The organism is Sutcliffiella halmapala (assembly GCF_002019665.1).
GTDB classification, from domain to species: domain Bacteria; phylum Bacillota; class Bacilli; order Bacillales; family Bacillaceae_I; genus Sutcliffiella_A; species Sutcliffiella_A halmapala.
On record NZ_KV917375.1, the window covers coordinates 2,369,354 to 2,387,511 of the forward strand.

At 35.9% G+C, this 18,158-nt stretch carries 17 protein-coding genes; 15 read left to right on the plus strand and 2 right to left on the minus strand.

What is annotated here, in order from left to right; genetic code table 11:
• Window positions 1–5: 5 nt before the first annotated feature.
• The 10 genes from BK580_RS11545 to BK580_RS11590 all read left to right on the plus strand — a co-directional run bounded on the left by BK580_RS11545 (window position 6) and on the right by BK580_RS11590 (window position 8,826).
• A complete protein-coding gene (locus BK580_RS11545) occupies window positions 6–1,244 on the plus strand; it encodes an AMP-binding protein (RefSeq protein WP_078380469.1) in 1,239 nt (412 codons plus the stop codon).
• A complete protein-coding gene (gene asbD / locus BK580_RS11550) occupies window positions 1,241–1,522 on the plus strand; it encodes a petrobactin biosynthesis protein AsbD (protein ID WP_078380470.1) in 282 nt (93 codons plus the stop codon). Before BK580_RS11545 ends, asbD begins: the two co-directional genes overlap by 4 nt.
• Window position 1,523: 1 nt before the next feature.
• Window positions 1,524–2,501: a DUF6005 family protein gene (locus BK580_RS11555; RefSeq protein WP_078380471.1), complete on the plus strand. Its 978-nt coding sequence runs from the start codon at window positions 1,524–1,526 to the stop codon at window positions 2,499–2,501.
• Between the two features lie 14 nt (window positions 2,502–2,515).
• On the plus strand, window positions 2,516–3,352 hold the full coding sequence (locus BK580_RS11560; RefSeq protein ID WP_078380472.1) for a sugar phosphate isomerase/epimerase family protein: 837 nt from the start codon (window positions 2,516–2,518) through the stop codon (window positions 3,350–3,352).
• A 228-nt stretch (window positions 3,353–3,580) separates the two neighbouring features.
• Complete coding sequence (locus tag BK580_RS11565) at window positions 3,581–4,645, plus strand: ABC transporter permease (protein ID WP_078380473.1); 1,065 nt, start codon at window positions 3,581–3,583, stop codon at window positions 4,643–4,645.
• Window positions 4,645–5,331: an ABC transporter ATP-binding protein gene (locus BK580_RS11570; protein WP_078380474.1), complete on the plus strand. Its 687-nt coding sequence runs from the start codon at window positions 4,645–4,647 to the stop codon at window positions 5,329–5,331. Before BK580_RS11565 ends, BK580_RS11570 begins: the two co-directional genes overlap by 1 nt.
• A 159-nt stretch (window positions 5,332–5,490) precedes the next feature.
• Window positions 5,491–6,606 (plus strand): NAD(P)/FAD-dependent oxidoreductase, encoded by a 1,116-nt coding sequence (locus BK580_RS11575; protein WP_078380475.1) that lies wholly within the window; start codon window positions 5,491–5,493, stop codon window positions 6,604–6,606.
• 98 nt (window positions 6,607–6,704) lie between these two features.
• Window positions 6,705–7,079, plus strand: coding sequence for a nucleotide excision repair endonuclease (locus BK580_RS11580; RefSeq protein WP_078380476.1), 375 nt, complete (start codon window positions 6,705–6,707; stop codon window positions 7,077–7,079).
• A gap of 456 nt (window positions 7,080–7,535) precedes the next feature.
• Window positions 7,536–8,075 (plus strand): signal peptidase I, encoded by a 540-nt coding sequence (locus BK580_RS11585; protein WP_078380477.1) that lies wholly within the window; start codon window positions 7,536–7,538, stop codon window positions 8,073–8,075.
• 25 nt (window positions 8,076–8,100) lie between these two features.
• Entirely contained in the window at window positions 8,101–8,826 is a 726-nt protein-coding gene (locus BK580_RS11590; protein ID WP_169864951.1) for a TasA family protein, read from the plus strand.
• Between the two features lie 86 nt (window positions 8,827–8,912).
• Here BK580_RS11590 and BK580_RS11595 read toward each other — a convergent pair whose 3' ends face one another.
• Window positions 8,913–11,156 (minus strand): LysM peptidoglycan-binding domain-containing protein, encoded by a 2,244-nt coding sequence (locus BK580_RS11595; protein WP_078380479.1) that lies wholly within the window; start codon window positions 11,154–11,156, stop codon window positions 8,913–8,915.
• Window positions 11,157–11,349: 193 nt separating this feature from the next.
• Between BK580_RS11595 and BK580_RS11600 the strand changes: the two genes are divergently transcribed.
• The 3 genes from BK580_RS11600 (at window position 11,350) to BK580_RS11610 (ending at window position 13,871) form a co-directional block, all read left to right on the plus strand.
• The gene (locus tag BK580_RS11600) at window positions 11,350–11,691 is read left to right on the plus strand and encodes a PadR family transcriptional regulator (protein WP_078380480.1); all 342 of its coding nucleotides are present in this window, start codon (window positions 11,350–11,352) and stop codon (window positions 11,689–11,691) included.
• Window positions 11,678–12,322 (plus strand): DUF1700 domain-containing protein, encoded by a 645-nt coding sequence (locus BK580_RS11605; RefSeq protein ID WP_078380481.1) that lies wholly within the window; start codon window positions 11,678–11,680, stop codon window positions 12,320–12,322. The genes BK580_RS11600 and BK580_RS11605 overlap by 14 nt, the downstream gene beginning before the upstream one ends.
• A 121-nt stretch (window positions 12,323–12,443) precedes the next feature.
• A complete protein-coding gene (locus BK580_RS11610; protein WP_078380482.1) occupies window positions 12,444–13,871 on the plus strand; it encodes a DUF4153 domain-containing protein in 1,428 nt (475 codons plus the stop codon).
• Between the two features lie 174 nt (window positions 13,872–14,045).
• Here BK580_RS11610 and BK580_RS11615 read toward each other — a convergent pair whose 3' ends face one another.
• Window positions 14,046–15,287 carry a helix-turn-helix domain-containing protein gene (locus BK580_RS11615; protein WP_078380483.1) on the minus strand — a complete coding sequence of 414 codons (1,242 nt, stop codon included), beginning with the start codon at window positions 15,285–15,287 and terminating at the stop codon, window positions 14,046–14,048.
• 355 nt (window positions 15,288–15,642) lie between these two features.
• On the opposite strand from BK580_RS11615, the gene BK580_RS11620 reads away from it, so the two are divergent.
• Both BK580_RS11620 and BK580_RS11625 read left to right on the plus strand, forming a co-directional pair.
• On the plus strand, window positions 15,643–17,133 hold the full coding sequence (locus BK580_RS11620; protein WP_078382744.1) for an FAD-binding oxidoreductase: 1,491 nt from the start codon (window positions 15,643–15,645) through the stop codon (window positions 17,131–17,133).
• Window positions 17,123–17,692 (plus strand): MFS transporter, encoded by a 570-nt coding sequence (locus BK580_RS11625; protein ID WP_139364881.1) that lies wholly within the window; start codon window positions 17,123–17,125, stop codon window positions 17,690–17,692. The genes BK580_RS11620 and BK580_RS11625 overlap by 11 nt, the downstream gene beginning before the upstream one ends.
• Window positions 17,693–18,158 lie beyond the last annotated feature (466 nt).

The window sequence follows — 18,158 nt, forward strand, 5'->3', positions numbered from 1 at the left end:
AAAAAGTGTTATACATAAACGACCACTACTATACAAAACAGGATTTTGAAGAACAGTATCTTCATTTCGAGCAAATGCCACTATTAGTAGGTTGCGAGAAAAAGAGAATTGCAATTTGTACGGAGAACATATTTGAATGGTTAGCACTCTGCTTTTATATCCGTAAGCATCGCGGTTCCGTGGTTCCAATTCATCCAGCTACTCCAAGGGATGCTGCTATTCGGTATGCACACAATACAGCTAGTCATCTTCTTATTTTTCAATCTTTAAACACGCCAATATTAATGATTAATGATCGTGAAGAAAAAGAAGGGGTACTTGTTCAGATGAGTTCGGGAACGACTGGGGCACCTAAGTGCATCGAGAGACCGTGGAGTTCAATAGAAGAGGAAATAACTAGTTATAATGCCAGTTTACCTGTAGAAAAGGAAAAAGTTCCGATTATTGCTTGTCCTATTACACATTCATACGGATTGATTAGCGGGGTCCTCTCAGCTATTGAAAGGGGAAATGAGCCGGTTATTATCAGTAACTTAAACCCTAAATATGTCTTGAAAATGACAAAAAAACATGAAAGACACATCCTTTATGCTGCACCTGTTTTTCTACATTTGATTGCAAGTTTCTTAAAGAGAGAGGAAAAATTAGACTCCGTGATGACTTCCGGTACGATGTTACCGGCTTTATGGCTTGAGCTACTAAAGGAAAAAGCAAATGTAGTATTACAACAATATGGATGCTCAGAAGCAGGTTGTGTGGCAATTCACCCAGCGATAAATAATGCCAATCAAATGGGGTTTCCACTTCCTCACTTATCGGTAGAGGCTGGAAACTCGGAAAGTGAACCAGGTGAGATTGTCATACATTCTCGAACGCACACAATTTATACGAAAGATCTTGGTTATTTTTCGGAAAATGGCGTCTTATGTTGTTTAGGAAGAATGGATGACATGATTAATGTTGGAGGACTTAATGTGTATCCTCAGGAAGTAGAAGATGTTTTAATGCAGGAGCCTAGAATTTCGGAAGCAGTCGCCTATAAAAAGGTAGACGTCTTTGCAGGAGAGCGGGTTTGTGTACAATTTATAGCTGATGAGATAGTTTCAGAACTGGAATTAAGAGAGTGGTGCAAACAACGTCTGGCGCCTCATCAGATTCCTTATGAATTAATACAGGTGCAAGAAATACCAAAACTACCGAATGGAAAGATTAGTAGAAAGTTGGTCGGAGGTGTACTTTTATGAAAGGGACTTTAACAAGAGAAGAAATAATAACAAGTATTTTTGAAGTGATGAAAAACAAGTTAACATTACCAATGCTTTCATCCTTTACGGAGGAAGCACGATTAAACGAAGACCTTTATATGGACTCGATTATGCTACTTCAGCTTATTCTACATTTAGAGTTGGATTTAGGGTTTACGATTCCAGATGAAATGCTCGTTCCTAAAGACTTTCATACGGTTAGCAGTCTAGCAGATTTTTTAGAACAATTGCAGCAAAATGCTGTGCTGGAGGGATAACATGATAAAGGTTCATTGTTTCGTCAGTTGTGTATGTGAAGTAATTAAGAAAACTGAGGGAGTGGATCATCGACCATATTATTTTGGCGTATGGGATGCTGATTTTGACGTGTTGGATAATGGGGTACTTACTTATCATTCAGAAAAGATTTCTCATGATTTTTTCAAGAATTGGTATGAGTTACTCTATGGAATCAAAATAAACCAATGGTATAACGAGCAGCAATCCAAAGAAGAGAATGTGAATGTTTTGTTAGAACTTATCAATAATAAGCCGAAGCATCGACACATCATGGTTATGCTTGACCTATCTATGCTCCCAGAAAGAGAAAATAAATTTCATCAGAGTCCATTTCCGCACTATTGTATGCTAGAAACGACAGAAAAGGAAGAGGAATGGTTTATGTTTGATCCAGACTTCCGCTGGGAGGGAGTTCTTCCTAAAGAAAAAATTCTAGCAGCAATTCGGAACCCAGCTGTGAAAGGTGGATATTATTTTGACGCAAATCATCTTGTCCCCTCTAGCTCCGAAACAATTGAAGCATATTTTAATACTTGTATAAAGCATGATTCTAACCCGATGACAGAAGCTGTTCGCTCCATCCTACATTTGTACACATCAGGAAAGGAACAACACAGGTTAGCGGAACTAGGGAATGCACTTAAACAACTTCCAGTTTTGGCTATTCGAAAATACGCTTATGAGCATGCCTACGCATATTTTTGGGAAGAGCTGGGACTTTCTGAGGAATGGTTTGAAGCATGGTGCGATGAAATTGAATTACTTGTAAAAGGCTACACAACCATTCAATACCGAGTAATGAAACTTGCGATGACTGGACAATTAGATTTAGTAAAAGAATTAGAGGTAAAACTAGCAGAGCAAGATGAACGAGAATATAAGATTAAAAATGGGCTACAAGCTTGCTTTGAGGAATGGTCCCAAAAAATTCATGCTCAAAAGCTGGTAGCCAATTAAAGGAGGGGAATAAGATGAAGTTATCCCTATGCACCATTTCATTTCGCCATCATTTACATTCCTTAGATCAACTTGCAAGGTGGGCACAGACGCATCAGTTCCAAGGAATCGAATTATGGGGAATTCATGCTAAACACCTTAGTGCAGAGCCACACTACAATGAGAAATGGTTAAAAACATATGGCTTACATACAAGTATGATTAGTGATTACCTTCCACTAGAAGTTCCTTTACAGGAAACGATGATCGCCACCAATTCTCTATCTGCCCTTGGGCATATTTGGGGAACGACAAAGCTGCGTACCTTTGCTGGCCAAAAAGCAAGTGCTGAAACAACCAAGGAAGAGCGAGTTCAGTTAGTTAAACGGCTGTATCAGATTTGTGATTATTTGTATAAAGAAGGTCAATATTTACTAGTAGAAACGCATCCAAACACCTTAACAGATAATCTTCCTTCCACGCTACAACTTCTAGAGGAAGTAGATCACCCAGCTCTACGAGTTAACTTTGATGTGTTACATATGTGGGAGTCAGGGACGGATCCTCTGGAGGCTGTGAAAAAGCTACAACCATTTATTTCTCATTTTCATTTTAAAAATATTGCTTCACGCAACCAGTTACATGTTTTCAACCCGCATAATGTCTATGCTGCGGCGGGCTCAAGAGAGGGGATGGTCCCTTTATTTGAAGGTGAAATTGATTATGACCAATATCTTACTTCCATTTTATCCTTGATGGAGGTCGAAGCATCGCTAGAATGGTTTGGTCGGGACGTGAAAACTATTCTAGAAATGGATGCAAAAAGAGTATGGGAAGTAACGAAAAAATTGCAGAGGGTAAAGGTTGGCTAAGGGAAATAAAAGGAATATCTACGGAATGGACTGAGCTATTTAGCTTAGTCCATTTTTTAGTTGTTTAAGAACTAATAAACCTATAGGCTTATTAAGATTACACCTTAGGTACATTCCTAGCTTACTAGTTTTCCTATATTCTTGGTAGGTATTACTAATAACAAGGAGGGCGTTCGATGAAAAGTATATTGAAAACAAATGGTAATCTTCAGGAAGGCGGGGGTTTGAATGTTTTTAGCAATTAAAGAGCTTTCTCAATCTAAGTTAAAGTATATTTTAGTAGGACTAATTATGGTAGCTATTCTATTTCTTTTATTCTTTATTAATGGCCTTGCCTCTGGATTGTCTAATGCAGATAGTTCATCTTTAAAAAACTTACCAGCAGACTATATTGTGATGAATAAGGATGCGGAAGGAAATATAACAAAGTCAGAAATTAATGAGCAGGATACGTCGGAAATAAACCAAATAATTGACCAAAAAAATGCAACCCCATTCACTATTAAACTATCCTCTGTAAAAAAAGAAAATAAAAAAGCGGATGTCGTCTATTTTGCAGTGAATACGAAGAATATTTCCTTACCTCCTGTGATTGAAGGGAAAAAGATTGAAGAGCTGAAGAATAATGAGGTAATTGTAAATGAATCCGTTAAAAATGAAGGCTACACATTATATGACGTTTTGGTAGATGAAAATTTAAATATAGAGTTTAAAATAGTCGGATTCACACAAAATCAAACCTATAGTCACCTACCAGTTATCTATACGAATTTAGCTTATTGGGAAGAAATGAATCTTTTACCTTTGAATACAAACAATGCAATTCTATATATTGGAGAAAAAGAAATAATAACAGGGTTTGACACGTTTACAAAAGATGAAGTAGTTCAGGCAATGCCTGGTTATAAGGAGACTCAAGCCTCTCTAACGATGATGAAAGTATTCCTATTTTTCATTTCTGCTTTTGTTTCGACCGTCTTCTTCTATGTAATAACTATACAAAAAACGAATCAGTTCGGAATTTTAAAAGCGATTGGAGCTAATACAGGATATATCGCAAAAAGTATTATACTGCAAGTAGTAATCATTACCATTGCCAGCCTAGGGTTAAGTCTGTTAGCAATTTTTGCAATGACACAAGTGTTACCTGCTGATATGCCTTTTGTCTTATCCGTTTCTCTTGTTGCATGGACAGGAGTAATATTTTTATTTCTTAATCTTATTGGTTCAATCATTTCTGTTTTTAAGGTGTACAAAGCAGATGCACTAGATGCAATTGGGAGGGTGGAATAATGAGTAGCGTATTAAAGCTAGAAAATGTATCGAAGGCATTCATGGATGGCGATGTTCAGATTGAGGTATTAAAAAGTATTTCACTAAAAGTAAATAGAGGAGAGTTCATTGCAATCGAAGGACCTTCCGGATCAGGAAAAAGTACCCTGTTATCCATTATCGGGGCACTATTAACTCCAACGAGCGGTTCTATTTTTATTGATAATGAAAACATATCAAAATATCAACCTGCCGAGTTAACAAAGGTTCGTTTAAACAATATTGGCTTTATTTTTCAATCTTCAAATCTGATTCCATTTTTATCAGTTAAAGATCAGCTATTGTTGGTTAGTGATATTAACAAATCACGAAATAATGAATATAAAACGAAGGCGGCACAACTCATCCATGATCTTGGACTTGCTCACAGAGAAGATAGTAAGATCCATCAGTTGTCCGGAGGGGAAAAACAACGAGTCGCGATTGCGAGGGCATTCATGAACAACCCTGATCTGATTTTGGCTGATGAGCCTACTGCAAGTCTTGATTCGGATCGAGGAAGACAGGTAGTGGAAATGTTGTCACGAGAAGTGAAAAATATGAATAAAGCTGCCATAATGGTAACTCATGATAAGCGAATGTTAGATCTATGTGACAGAGTGCTACACATTGAGGATGGCAAGCTTACAGAAAGACAAAAAAAGTAAACAAAGGAGGAGTCCATTTAGATAAGAGTGCTTATTTAAATGGACTCCTCCTTTTATATTAGAAACAATGGAAAAACACAATACTTGGTTTTTATTGATAGTTAAGGCATAATATTCTGTAGCTTAAAAAGCAAATCTATCTGAAAAGGTGTTTCATATATGCAAAAGTTAATAGTAGTAGGGGCAGGAATTCTAGGTGCTTCTACAGCGTATCATTTGGCGCGATCTGGCGCAGATGTCACATTAGTAGACCGATTTGACAAGGGCCAAGCTACGGATGCAGCAGCTGGGATTATCTGTCCATGGATATCACAGAGAAGAAACAAAGCGTGGTATACGTTAGTCAAAAATGGAGCAAGGTTTTATCCTAAATTAATCGAACAATTGCAAGCTGATGGGGAAGAGAATACAGGTTATAGTCAAGTAGGTGCATTAAGTATACATAGCGATCTAGAAAAACTTGAAAAAATGGCTGAACGAGCAAAAAATCGTAGAGAGGATGCCCCTGAAATAGGAGAAATAAAAATCTTATCGCCTTCTGAAACAAGAAACCTCTTTCCACCTTTATCCGAAGAATTCGGTTCAGTTTTTATAAGTGGTGGAGCACGTGTTAACGGTAGGGCACTAAGAACCGCCCTCATAAATGCCGCAAAAAAGCATGGGGCTACCTTTCTTGAGGGAGAAGCATCTTTAATACTTAAGGAAAGTAAAGTAACTGGAATTTTTGTAGGTGATCGCTTGATACATGCTGATAAAGTAGTCATTACTGGTGGAGCATGGGCTCAGCAAATATTAGAGCCGTTAGGGGTGCACTTTTCTGTAACACCTCAAAAAGCCCAAATTGTTCACCTTGAGCTGCCAGACACGGAAACTTCCCATTGGCCTGTAGTAATGCCACCAAATAATCAATACATACTAACCTTTGAAGACGGTCGAGTGGTAGTAGGAGCTACACATGAGGATAATGTCGGCTTTGACTACCGAGTAACTGCAGAAGGTGTCAATGGTATTCTAAGTAAAGCAGTAGAAGTTGCTCCAGGATTAGCTTCTAGTACGTTATTGGAAACTAGAGTTGGTTTCAGGCCATTTACTCCTGGATTTTTACCCATTATCGGACCATTGCCAAACATAGAAGGAATCTATATAGCTAATGGACTGGGTGCATCCGGTTTAACGAGTGGTCCATATCTAGGAAGAGAACTTGCTAATCTTGCATTAGGAGAAGCGACTGAACTGGATATCAAGCATTATGATGTAGGTGGTGCGCTAAAATAATTAAAGCTTTTCCAATCAAACTGATCGTAACTACAATAGCTTTTCCCACACATGTGTGATACCATATATCTCTACAGAAAAAGAGGACGTGACTAAACATGATAAAAATAGACATACCAAAACCGAGCATATCTATTACAGAGCGCCAACAAATAAGAAGAGATAACGAACCCATGATCACTCCAATCAATGGATTTATCGACCTTCACCAGATTCCAAGAGACTTGGGCGGAATCTTCCTATTCTTCAACATTAATGACGAGCTACTTTTTGTTGGAAAAGCAAGAAAGCTTAGACAACGCGTTAAAAAACATTTTGAAGACAATGTCTCTCCCATTAAAAACCATCGTGATGAGGTGTACAGAATTGATGTATGCATCGTGGAGGACCCAATGGAAAGAGAGATTTATGAAACATACATTATTAACGAGTTAGAATCGAAATATAATGTAGATAAAGTTTTTTACAAGTAATAAAGTGACGGATATATAGAAGAGCTATCTCCTAAACTTGTGAGAGGCTCTTTTTTCTTTGTGTTTGATTAATTGTTCTGAATATAACACGCGATTATATTCCTTATTTTTTACTTTACAGTTAAAAGCTGACTAACAATTTTTTGTTAGTCAGCTTTTTCATATTTTGATAAAAAAGGTCATTTTATCAGAAAAAGTGACGGATTTGGGTTATTTTTTTGAACCGAAAGAAAGAGGAATAGGAATAAATGATAATAAAAATTAGATACTTGCTAAATTAGCTAGTTATTAGGACCTAAAACCACTACTATTTGTCTAACATTTTTGTTTGGAAGCAAACAGAATTATCCCAATTTACACGCTTATTAACCTGTGACATATTTAATAAAAAGAGGGGAGGGAATTATCGAGAGAGAGGCTTTACTAATCCAAACTAAATAAAGTTGGTGAACATCTATGAAGAACAAAAAGGGAAAGAGAATAGCACAATTAGTATTTTTCCTACTACTAATATTGATTATCTACATGGCTGTATCTATCTATCAAGCCAAAAAAAATGGGGCTGATTTACCTCAATTCTTTGGTTATACACCGTTAGTTGTCCTTTCTAATTCGATGAATCCTTATTTGGAAACAGGTGACTTAGTTTTTGTCAAACGAATTCCATTAGACGACAATATTGCAGTTGGAGATGTTGTCACTTTCCGGGAAGAGGCCGATAAGTTCATTACCCATAGGGTCGTTGAGATCGTGGAAGAGAATGGACAAGCTGGGTTAATAACTCAAGGAGACAATAATAATACCTCAGATGAAAAGATTGTCGTTGCTGATAATTTTATAGGCAAAGAGGTACTATCGATTCCAAAAATCGGACTGTTTTCAAATTTACTCTCTCAACCTATAGGATTTATGTTGTTTTTAGTTTTACCCTTCACAGGATTTGTTTTTTTAACCGTTTATGAAAAATTGGTTACGCCGAAAGGAAAAAAAGCCTAAATACTATCTTAAAGGAGAAAAGATAATGAAAAAATTAGTAGCTGCAAAAAAAGCATTATTAGGAGCAACTTTAGCTGGAGCAATCGTAATTGGAGGAAGCTATGGCACTTATTCATGGTTTACATCTGAAGTGAAAGCCACTGGAGAAATCATAAACGGAACACTTCAGTTAAATAACGGAGAAGATATTAGTACGAGTATTGTTTCTATCGATAACTTCGCTCCTTCTCAATTAGTATGGGGTGATTGGATGACTTTAGAGAACACCGGAACGATGGATGCTCATTTACAAGCAACACTTCATCAACAACTAGATAAACAAGTATCAGTTGATACATATAAGCTTGGCTATGTTGCTTATAAATACAAGGTTCAATTAGATGATGAAACATTAGAAGCAGCTCAACTTGCGTTTGAAGAACTTTTTGATGGTACAACAAATGAAAGAACTTTTTCTGCACCAACCGTTAAAGAGATTGCACCTGGAGTAGAAATGATTTATGGATTTGTAAATGTAGAAGAAAAACAAAAGACAGCTGGGAATATTGGTGAAAAGACAGTATTACTAGGAGATGGAGCTGAATCAGGTCATATCAACGAATTCTGGCAGCTTGATTCCGATGAGTATATTGACTTATCCTTTGCAATTAAGTTAGATGAGCATGCAGGAAATGAATACCAAGGAGTAACATATAACGCTGAACTAACAGTAAAAGCAAAACATAAAGATGACGGATCTGAGTATAATTAATCAATTAAGTTTAATATGAAATGAAACACACACCACAGAAAAGTCGTGGTGTGTGTTTATTAAGTTCACTAATCTTATCTTTATAGCTACCTGATACCTGCTGCACGTTCTACCTGCAGTTGGTGTGTTGGATCAGGCATACCATCTTTATGGCGAGTACTGTTAGAGAAATATACATCAAAATGGCCAGTTATCCCATTATTGGCTATATATTCGACATCATGTGGCATAAAGCTCATACTTCCAGCTAGTTTCCTACCATCGACTTCGACAATTACAGCTCTTGGCGTCCATGAAAAACCACCCCAAATGGACTTAGCAATTTCAGTATCAATAACAGATACCGTTTCCGAATCTGCGTGATTTGCACCGATGGTTCGCTTAATATAAAAACTTTTCCCTGTAGCAAAATCTGTTACTTTAGCGGTCTTACCTATCGAGAATACATATTGAGCTTCTGTCCACCAATCTAAGAGCTCGCCGTGTTTTTCGCTGACAGTACTTTTAACAGCTATGTGGTGAACAGGAATAGTTAGCATTTGTCCTATAGTTAACACACTACTATTAGTTAAGTTATTAGCTCGCATTAATTCTGATTGTGGCAAGCCGTAACGTACACTTAATCCCCAGAGCGTATCACCTGAAACAACTCTGTAGGAAGTAAAGGTAAGTGTATTACTATTTGTTTGAGCAGGAGCGTTTTTACCTTCTTGTATTACTAACGCTTGGCCTATCTGTAAAACATCTGACTTCAAGTTATTTACTGATCGAATAGAGTCAACCGTCACGCCAAAGCGATTTGCTATAAGCGACAAGGTATCTCCTGATATGACCCGATAAGTAAATGTGGATATTTTTAATTCAGACGGTATAGTCGGTTGAGATGGAGCTATTTGTTCTCCCGCAATAGGAATAATTAAGGCTTGACCAATATGAAGATTATCCGTTTGTAAGTTGTTTGTGCTTCTCAAGGCATCAATCGTCGTTCCTAACAGCTGTGCTATTTTCCATAAATTATCGCCTGCTACTACAGTATAAGTAGTGGTAATCGGCTGCACTGGTATTGGTTCAGGTGTTGGTTTCGAAGTTGGCGGTGCCACTGGTTGAGATGGAGTAACTTGCTCTCCACCAGTAGGAATGATTAATGTCTGGCCAATCTGCAGATTATCCGTTTGTAGATTGTTTGTGCTTCGCAAGGCATCAATCGTCGTTCCTAACAGCTGTGCTATTTTCCATAAATTATCGCCCGCAACTACAGTATAAGTAGTATTTGGTTGTGCTGGAGCTGGTTCTGGCGTTGGTTTTGGTGTTTGTACAGGTTCAGGAGTAGGATCCGGAACAGGTGTGCTATTTCCATTATTTTTCGGAAGGATAAGTATTTGTCCAAGCTGTAAAATATCTGACTTAAGATTATTCGTCGTTCGTAAGGCATCCACAGTAACACCATAGTGTTTGGCTATGACTGATAAACTCTCTCCAGCAATCACTGTATGTACAGGATTATTGATTGGTTTTTCAGGAGTAGTACTAGTCAGATTACCAGATGGGATGATTAAATTCTGCCCAACTCGGATTACATCAGAAGATAAATTATTTGCGCTTCGAATCGTTTCTAAAGAAACACCAAATCTTTTTGCAATTACAGATAAGCTATCGCCTGAAACAACAGTATAAGTTTTAGTCTCCTCTTGTGCAGGCGGTTGGGTAGGTGCTGGAGATGATGATGACCCCTTTTGATTAACGAGAACTGGTATGAGTAATAGTTGCCCTAATCGAACATTATCACTTGTTAAGTTATTTGCTTCTCGAATAGCTGCTACACTAGAATTATAGTCTCTAGCTAATACAGATAGATAATCACCAACTGCAACAGTATGAAAAGCTTTAGGGATGATTAATTTTTGGTTTAATTGCAACGTATCTGATTTTAAACTATTTCCTTTTTTGATAAAATCAACGGATGTGTTAAACGTTTTAGATAAAGACCAGAGTGTGTCACCTGGTAAAACATGATAATAAATAGCTGATGCCTGTGTTGTCTGAGTAGCAGTGGTATTTCCTTGCGCTGATACAGATTGCGGATTAGTGAGAAGTGGCAGGGAGGAAACAATCATCCCTCCCATCATCACATTTACTACAGTTATTCTTATTCCTGGATATTTTTTACTTATTAATAGTAAGGCTGTCTTTTTTATATTTTCCTTCGTGCGAGGTTTTGTGCCTAATTCTTCAGCAAATTCTGTAAACTGTGAATCAAGATGAATTACTAGTGCATATTCTTCTGTATTAGGACTGATTTTTTTCAACTCATGTTTCTTATAATAATCCATATTTTCATCCCCCTAAAATAGTTGTAACAACTGTAGTTTCCTACCGTGTTAAATTTTTTATTCCAAAGTATGAACATAGGTATACTAATGAAAAATCTTAATTAATGAATAAAATAAATATTGCGCTCATTTGAATATTTCGGTAAGATGAAATCAGAAACAGTACCTTTTTATTCTAGGTAGGTGAAAAACTATGTTTAACCGTGAGTTAGTTAAAGGGAGTACTTCTTTAATCCTGTTACAGCTCCTTGCAGAGAAGGATATGTATGGCTATGAAATTGTGAAAGAGATGGAAGCTCGTAGCGGGAACGTGTTACAGGTAAAAGAAGGTACATTGTATCCAGCATTACACAAATTAGAGAAGCAGCTCTACATCGAGGCATATTGGAGAGAGCCTGATAAAGGACCAGCTCGAAAATACTATCGCATCACTGATGAAGGAAAGACGATTCTGAAGGAAAAAACGAGTGAGTGGCAGGATTTTGTAAAAACCATTGATAAGGTAATTGGGAGAAAAGGATATGATTCAATCTAAACAAGCATATTTAGAAGAATTGCATAAAGAACTTAAGAAACTTCCGAATTGTGAAGAATTGTTGAGAGAATATGATTTACATCTATCAGAAATGTTAGCTGATCTCATTGAGATAGAAGGATTAGAGGAGAAAGAGGCAATGGGAAAAATCGTTCTACGCTTCGGAGCTCCAAAGGATATCGCAGCTTGTTATAAAGAAAATCTCGATATTACTCCAACAAAAATGAAATGGACCTTTATTTCTGTCAATCTGTTCTTTTTTATCAGCGGTATTAGTTTAACTGTTATGTATAATCTCCTACCCTTTCCGTTTATCAGCATACTGTGGAATATACTGACGAGTATCCCAACTTTATTGATTCTCTTATATATGTTTTTCTGGGTACTTCTAGGGTATGAAATAGGGAAAGAGTTTGGACTTGGCGGAAGAAAATTGTTGAGGAATACCTTTTATTTTTCACTTATCCCAAATTTGGTGTTGATGTTGCTAGTGATTTTCCGTGTAGTACCTGAAAGTTGGTTTGGTCCTCTGTTAACTCCAAGTTTTATTGCAATATGTATTGTTTGTACATTAATCTTGTTTCCAATTAGTTATGCCGCATATCGTTGGGGAACGATTCGGTCTATCTAATTTTTTTTGAAGTACTATATAGAAATTCTAGGTGTACTTTTTACTTAACTATTTAGAAATTCTCAGTATTTTTTTATTTATCTATATAGAATAACTATGTAGTTGAAAGGGAGTATAAAAAATGAAAAAAGAGTGGTTATTTTTTATCGGATGTCTTGTATTGGGAATAGTAGCAGAAGCGACTATTTTTATCGAAAGTATTGGAATTTCGTACAGTGTTTTTATCGCAGCTTTTTATAGTTTTTTCTTTTATCAACATCGTAAAAGAGCATTGCATCATAAACAAATCAATGGATTCTTATTTCTAGCAATTTGGGTGTTGACGTTGACATTTACCATCTATTCAAATCCGATTTTTTATGGATTGAACTATTTGCTGCTTCCAATACTCGTAGTTCTTCATACTGTTTTGTTAACTAGTTCCAAAAAAACAAATTGGTATACGTCTATGTTTGTGGTACTTATAATAAAAAAAATCTCACAGTTTTTTCATTTCTTAAAAGTAACGTCCAAATTTTCAGGAAGAAAACTAAAAAGAAGAGTGAACGAAGATACGTATCAAACAGGTAAAAAGGTATGTATAGGGATAATAATTTCTATTCCATTACTCTTTGTCATTACAACTCTTTTGTCCTCGGCTGACGAAAAATTTTCGAGAGTGCTTTCATCGATACCCGATATATTTTTTAGCTTTCAAACGGATATTTTATGGCGTGTTTTGTTCATCAGCTTTTTGACTATTCTCTTTTACTGCTATTTAAAAGTAGTAGGGAAGAAAACGAATATTGCGACCGTAATCCTAAAAGAAAGACAAAAAAACTGGGATGCTATAATTGTTACCACTATTCTCCTAGTTATTAATCTTATTTATGTTCTTTTCATCGCGGTACAGTTCCAATATTTCTTTAGCGGCACACTTCAGAACGGGCTTTCCTATGCAGAATATGCACGAAAAGGTTTTTTTGAACTGTTACTAGTTACATGTATTAATTATGTTATTTTAATCTTTACAATGTCATTTACGATACAAGATAAATTCCGAATGGTAAAGGTATTGCTTTCTTTATTGATTGTATGTAGTAGCGTATTATTAGGCTCTGCGTTTATCCGATTACTGCTTTATGAAGCAGCTTATGGGTTTACGTATACTAGAATTTTTGCTCATGCTGCGATGATTTATCTATTTGTCATGTTCGTCTATACACTTATTAAGGTTTGGGCGAATCGTTTAATTCTATCGCGCTTTTATTTAATGTCCAGTCTCTTATTCTATGTTGGACTAAATATCGTGGGGATAGATCAATATATTGTTACGAAAAACATCGAACGTTATGAGGAAACAGGGAAGATTGACATAGAGTATCTTGGAAATCTATCATATACAGTTATCCCTCCTTTAGTTGAATTATATGAAAAGAATCCAAATGTAAATGGGCTAAAGCTTATGCTTGAAAATAAGAAAAGGGAGCTAAAGGAAGAAAAAGCAACATGGCAATCCTATAATCTGTCAAGAGAGAGGGGGAGGGAAGCATTATCTAGATTAGAATAGTCCAATTAATTGGGATTACATGTAGGAAAAGGATGCCTAGGTATTTCACCCAACTGGCATCCTTTCTAATATTAATTTCTTCTCCTAGTTTTAGAATATTCAAGAGATATAGACAAAATTACAAAGTTAATTGCATGTTCTTTTATAACCTTCAGGTATATTTACACTTAAATGTTATCCGTAATATTCCAAATACCTTGCAGCGATTTCATTTGCTTTTTGGTACTGAGAAGTATTTCGATAGTGATAAAACAATTCTTTTTCATACATACTGAGAAGTGACAGATTGCCAACTTCTCTTAAATGCGGAAGAAAGGTCGTTTTCAAAAATTCGAAGTAGTCGTTGTTCTTTCCAGTGTCCATCATTATTTCAAGCAAATAAAAAACATGCAGAAAGGTTTCATTCCCTTGTCTCTTAGCTAATGCTTTTCCTTTTGCAAATAAAGCACTCATTTCTGTTTTGCTGTAATTCCCTAATTGTAGGGAACAATGAATATATCCCCTTAACGCAAATAGTTCCATTTTAAGATAGTTCGTTTGTTTGCTCTTTTCTAGTACATTATTAAATGCATGTTTCGCTTCCTCATAACAATCTTTTCTCTCATACTCTACTCCTAGATTGTGCCAAAGCATGGTTTCCTTTGCTATTTCCTTAAATGTATGACAGGTTTTTATTAACGAATGATATTTTTGGACAGTTTCTTCAAAATGAAATATGTCATTGTAGCCAATTTGGAGTAACATTAACGTTTCAGTATCTAGTGTTCTTTTAAAGTTGTTTGTTTTTCTAAAATAAGAAAGAGCTAAATTTCCGTAATGGTAAGCCTTTACTTTAGCTTGTATTTGATGCGATGCACATGCGAGGTGGTAGTAAAATTCATGGTTATTATATTCAATTGGATTTATATTCTTAAGATAATCAATGGCTTTCTTGCTTTTTCCTAGTGAAAAATAATAGATTCCCCAAGTATGGTCGAGTAAATGCTTTTCATAGCGATCGATAAGATTCCACTTTGATTGGCAGTTTTCTAATATATCTTTTGCCTTACTTAGATTACCTTTTAATATAAAATATCGTCCTAATAAAATACGATAAGAGTGTTGTACTTCCGAAATATGAACATATGTATTATCTTCAATTTCTTTTTTTATTTGCTCCAAGTCTTCCATTTGTTGTTTTACCATTACTTCGAGCCATTCTTGTAGCTTCTTTTCTAATAGATCATACTGTTCTTTTTCCTTTTGTAAATCAATATTTAGTCTCTGGCAAATTAAATTTGTTATCTCTGATGAATATTGTGTATTTCCTCTTTCGATTTTACTTACATGAGTGACTGAGCAAATACCTTCTCCTAGTTGCGTCTGTGTTAAGCCAGCTCGCTCACGATACAATTTAATGATTAAACCTTCCTTCATGTATCCTCACTCCAACTATGTTTTTCCCTATATTAGCACGTTTTTTTGCACTTAAACAGATAGTAGTGCATGGTTAGATGTCAGTTGTTAATGGCTGATAAAAAACCAACTATATCTATGTGTTTGGTTATTCTTTTTGTACTGACGGAAGGCTGAATCTAATTATGGTGTACATTCAGTTAGTAGAAAATAGACTTACTTATCGGATAAACGATACTACTTAATGTACATAATAAATTTCTTAAAAGAATGTCTATGATAGATGTTTCTTTATTTTGATTTTACGTCTATCTGATTATTCTATTATTTGGTAATATTAAAAAGTGAAACTAGTAAAGAACGAGGGATTAGTATGATGATGCGTAGCAAAAGAAAGAAGCAAACAGTTTTAATTTTAGGAGTAGCACTACTACTATATAGCGGAATATTCAGCTATTCTTTTTATCAAAATCAAACTTCGGATGATCTACTAATTCAGGATGTAAGTAGATTAAATCCAGTAAAAGTACAAAAGATAATACAAGGGGAGGTAGAGGAGGGGCTACAACAGGCAGTACGAGAAGCGGGAGAAAAAAATTTAAAGATATCGATTGCTGGAACCCGACATAGTCAAGGTGGTCATTCTTTTTATGAAGATTCTTTATGGTTGGATATGCGAAGCTACAATAAAATACTTAATTTCGATGAACATGCAAAAACCATCACAGTTCAGAGTGGAACTACCTGGAATCAAATTCAAGATTATATAAATCCGTTTGGGCTATCGGTTAAGGTGATGCAATCGTCTAATGTATTTACTGTCGGTGGTTCATTGAGCTCTAATGTTCATGGACGAGATCCGAACTACGGACCGATTATTGAAACTGTTCAATCCTTTCGACTACTACAAGCAGACGGTTCCATTTTGGAGGTTAGTAGAAACGAAAATGAAGAACTATTTCATCTAGTGATTGGTGGTTATGGTTTGTTTGGAGTGATTTTGGATGTGACTATCGAACTAACAGAAGATGAGCTCTATGTTTCCAAAACAACAAAAATGAATTATCAAGATTACTATACCTATTTTCAGAAACATATTAAAGGTAATAACGATATTGGTCTACATTTCGCTCGCCTATCAGTAACACCCGAAACGCTGTTAGACGAAATGTATATGACAACCTTTGAAAAATTAGAGGAAGGGGATAAAGATTATCCGTCAAGCACAGAATTAGAAGAACTTAGAACGCTTAAAGAAGAGAAAAATGTTCAACGAGACAAGTTTTTTCTTGGATTATCAAGAAAATATGACTGGGGAAAAACCTTAACTTGGTACCTTCAAAAGCGAATTTATGGAGATGGTACAGAAGGGGAAATTGTGAGTCGTAATAATGCAATGAAGCCTCCTATACAATTTTTAGACTATGAATCTTCTAGAGACACTGATATATTACAAGAATACTTTATTCCCACTGAAAATTTCGCTAGCTTTGTCGAGACTCTAAGAGAAATTGTTCAAGAGGAAGAATTAAATTTACTGAATGTGACAGTGCGCTATACACCTAAGCATGACGAAGGAATGCTACGATACTCAGAGGAGGAGACCTTTGCACTTGTCCTCTATTTCAATCAAAAGCTATCAGATAAAGGAAAAAAACATATGGAGCAAGCTACTCAAAGAATGGTCGATGCAGCAATAGCCTTAGATGGAAAGTATTATTTAACGTATCAATTATATCCAACCAATGACCAAATTCGTGCTGCATATCCGAAAGTAAATTTATTCTTTGAACACAAGCTAAAATACGATCCAGATGAACGATTCTTCAATAACTTTTATGAAAGATATGCTCACAATGAATCTTAAGTGGGTGATCATCTCTCAAAGTGTTGTGTTGTTTGGAACAGGGCTGGTGTTTCCGTTTTATATTCTTTTTTTAAGAGAGGTTGGCGGAAACTTTTCAGAGTTTGGTCTCGCCTATGGTTTATTTACAATAAGTGCAGCGTTAGTTCATCGTTGGATTGGATCGTACTCCGACAAATGGGGAAGAAAAATCTTTCTCTTATTAAACGCCTGGGGAACGGCTACCCTATTTCTATTGTTTCCATTGGTTACGACTATTTGGCAAGTGTACCTGTTACAAGTTATTTTAGGAGTTTTCGGTGCCATGCAGAAAACAAGTGAAAAAGCTATTATTGCTGATTTTACGGACGGTAATAGTCGCGGCCGTGCTATTGGCCATTATCACTTTTGGATCTCAATTTTTTCTGGCTTTGCTGTAATAGCAGGAGGCTATGTAATCGATTTTCTTACGATAGATTTAATTTTTTACATAGGTTCTTTGATTTTGTTTATAAGTGGTTGGTTTGTAATGAAAGTAGTAGAAACGCCTTTATTACAAGATGTAGCAACAGAAGATAAGTAGATTGTACCTGTTTTAGTGTTGATGCAAAAAAAGAAAAATATATATCGATAAAAAGTGGAAGTAAACTTTTGAATTACTAATCTTTCTACTCAAAATTTAAACAGTTGTGGAATAAACCACTTCATTAAAATCGGCCCTTCATCTTCTGTCATACCAGCGAGATGAAGGGCTTTTTTTCATCCCTTCGTTATCTCCCCAATATCTAAACAATAAAGAACAGACCCCATTCTATTTTTTCTACAAACCCCTACAATAGCTGACCAACCTAAACAATGAAACGAAAAATTGCACCATGGATGATGAAGAAGAGCGTAAAGTATCCACGTCTCCCCTGCAACGGAGATCTACAGGGAGTTTAAAGGTGAGACCATATTTTCAGAGTAGAAAGCCATGTAATGTAAAGATTAGTACTTTCATCGTATGTTTATCCTTTTTCTAGGGATAATAACAAAAATATCCATTCTAT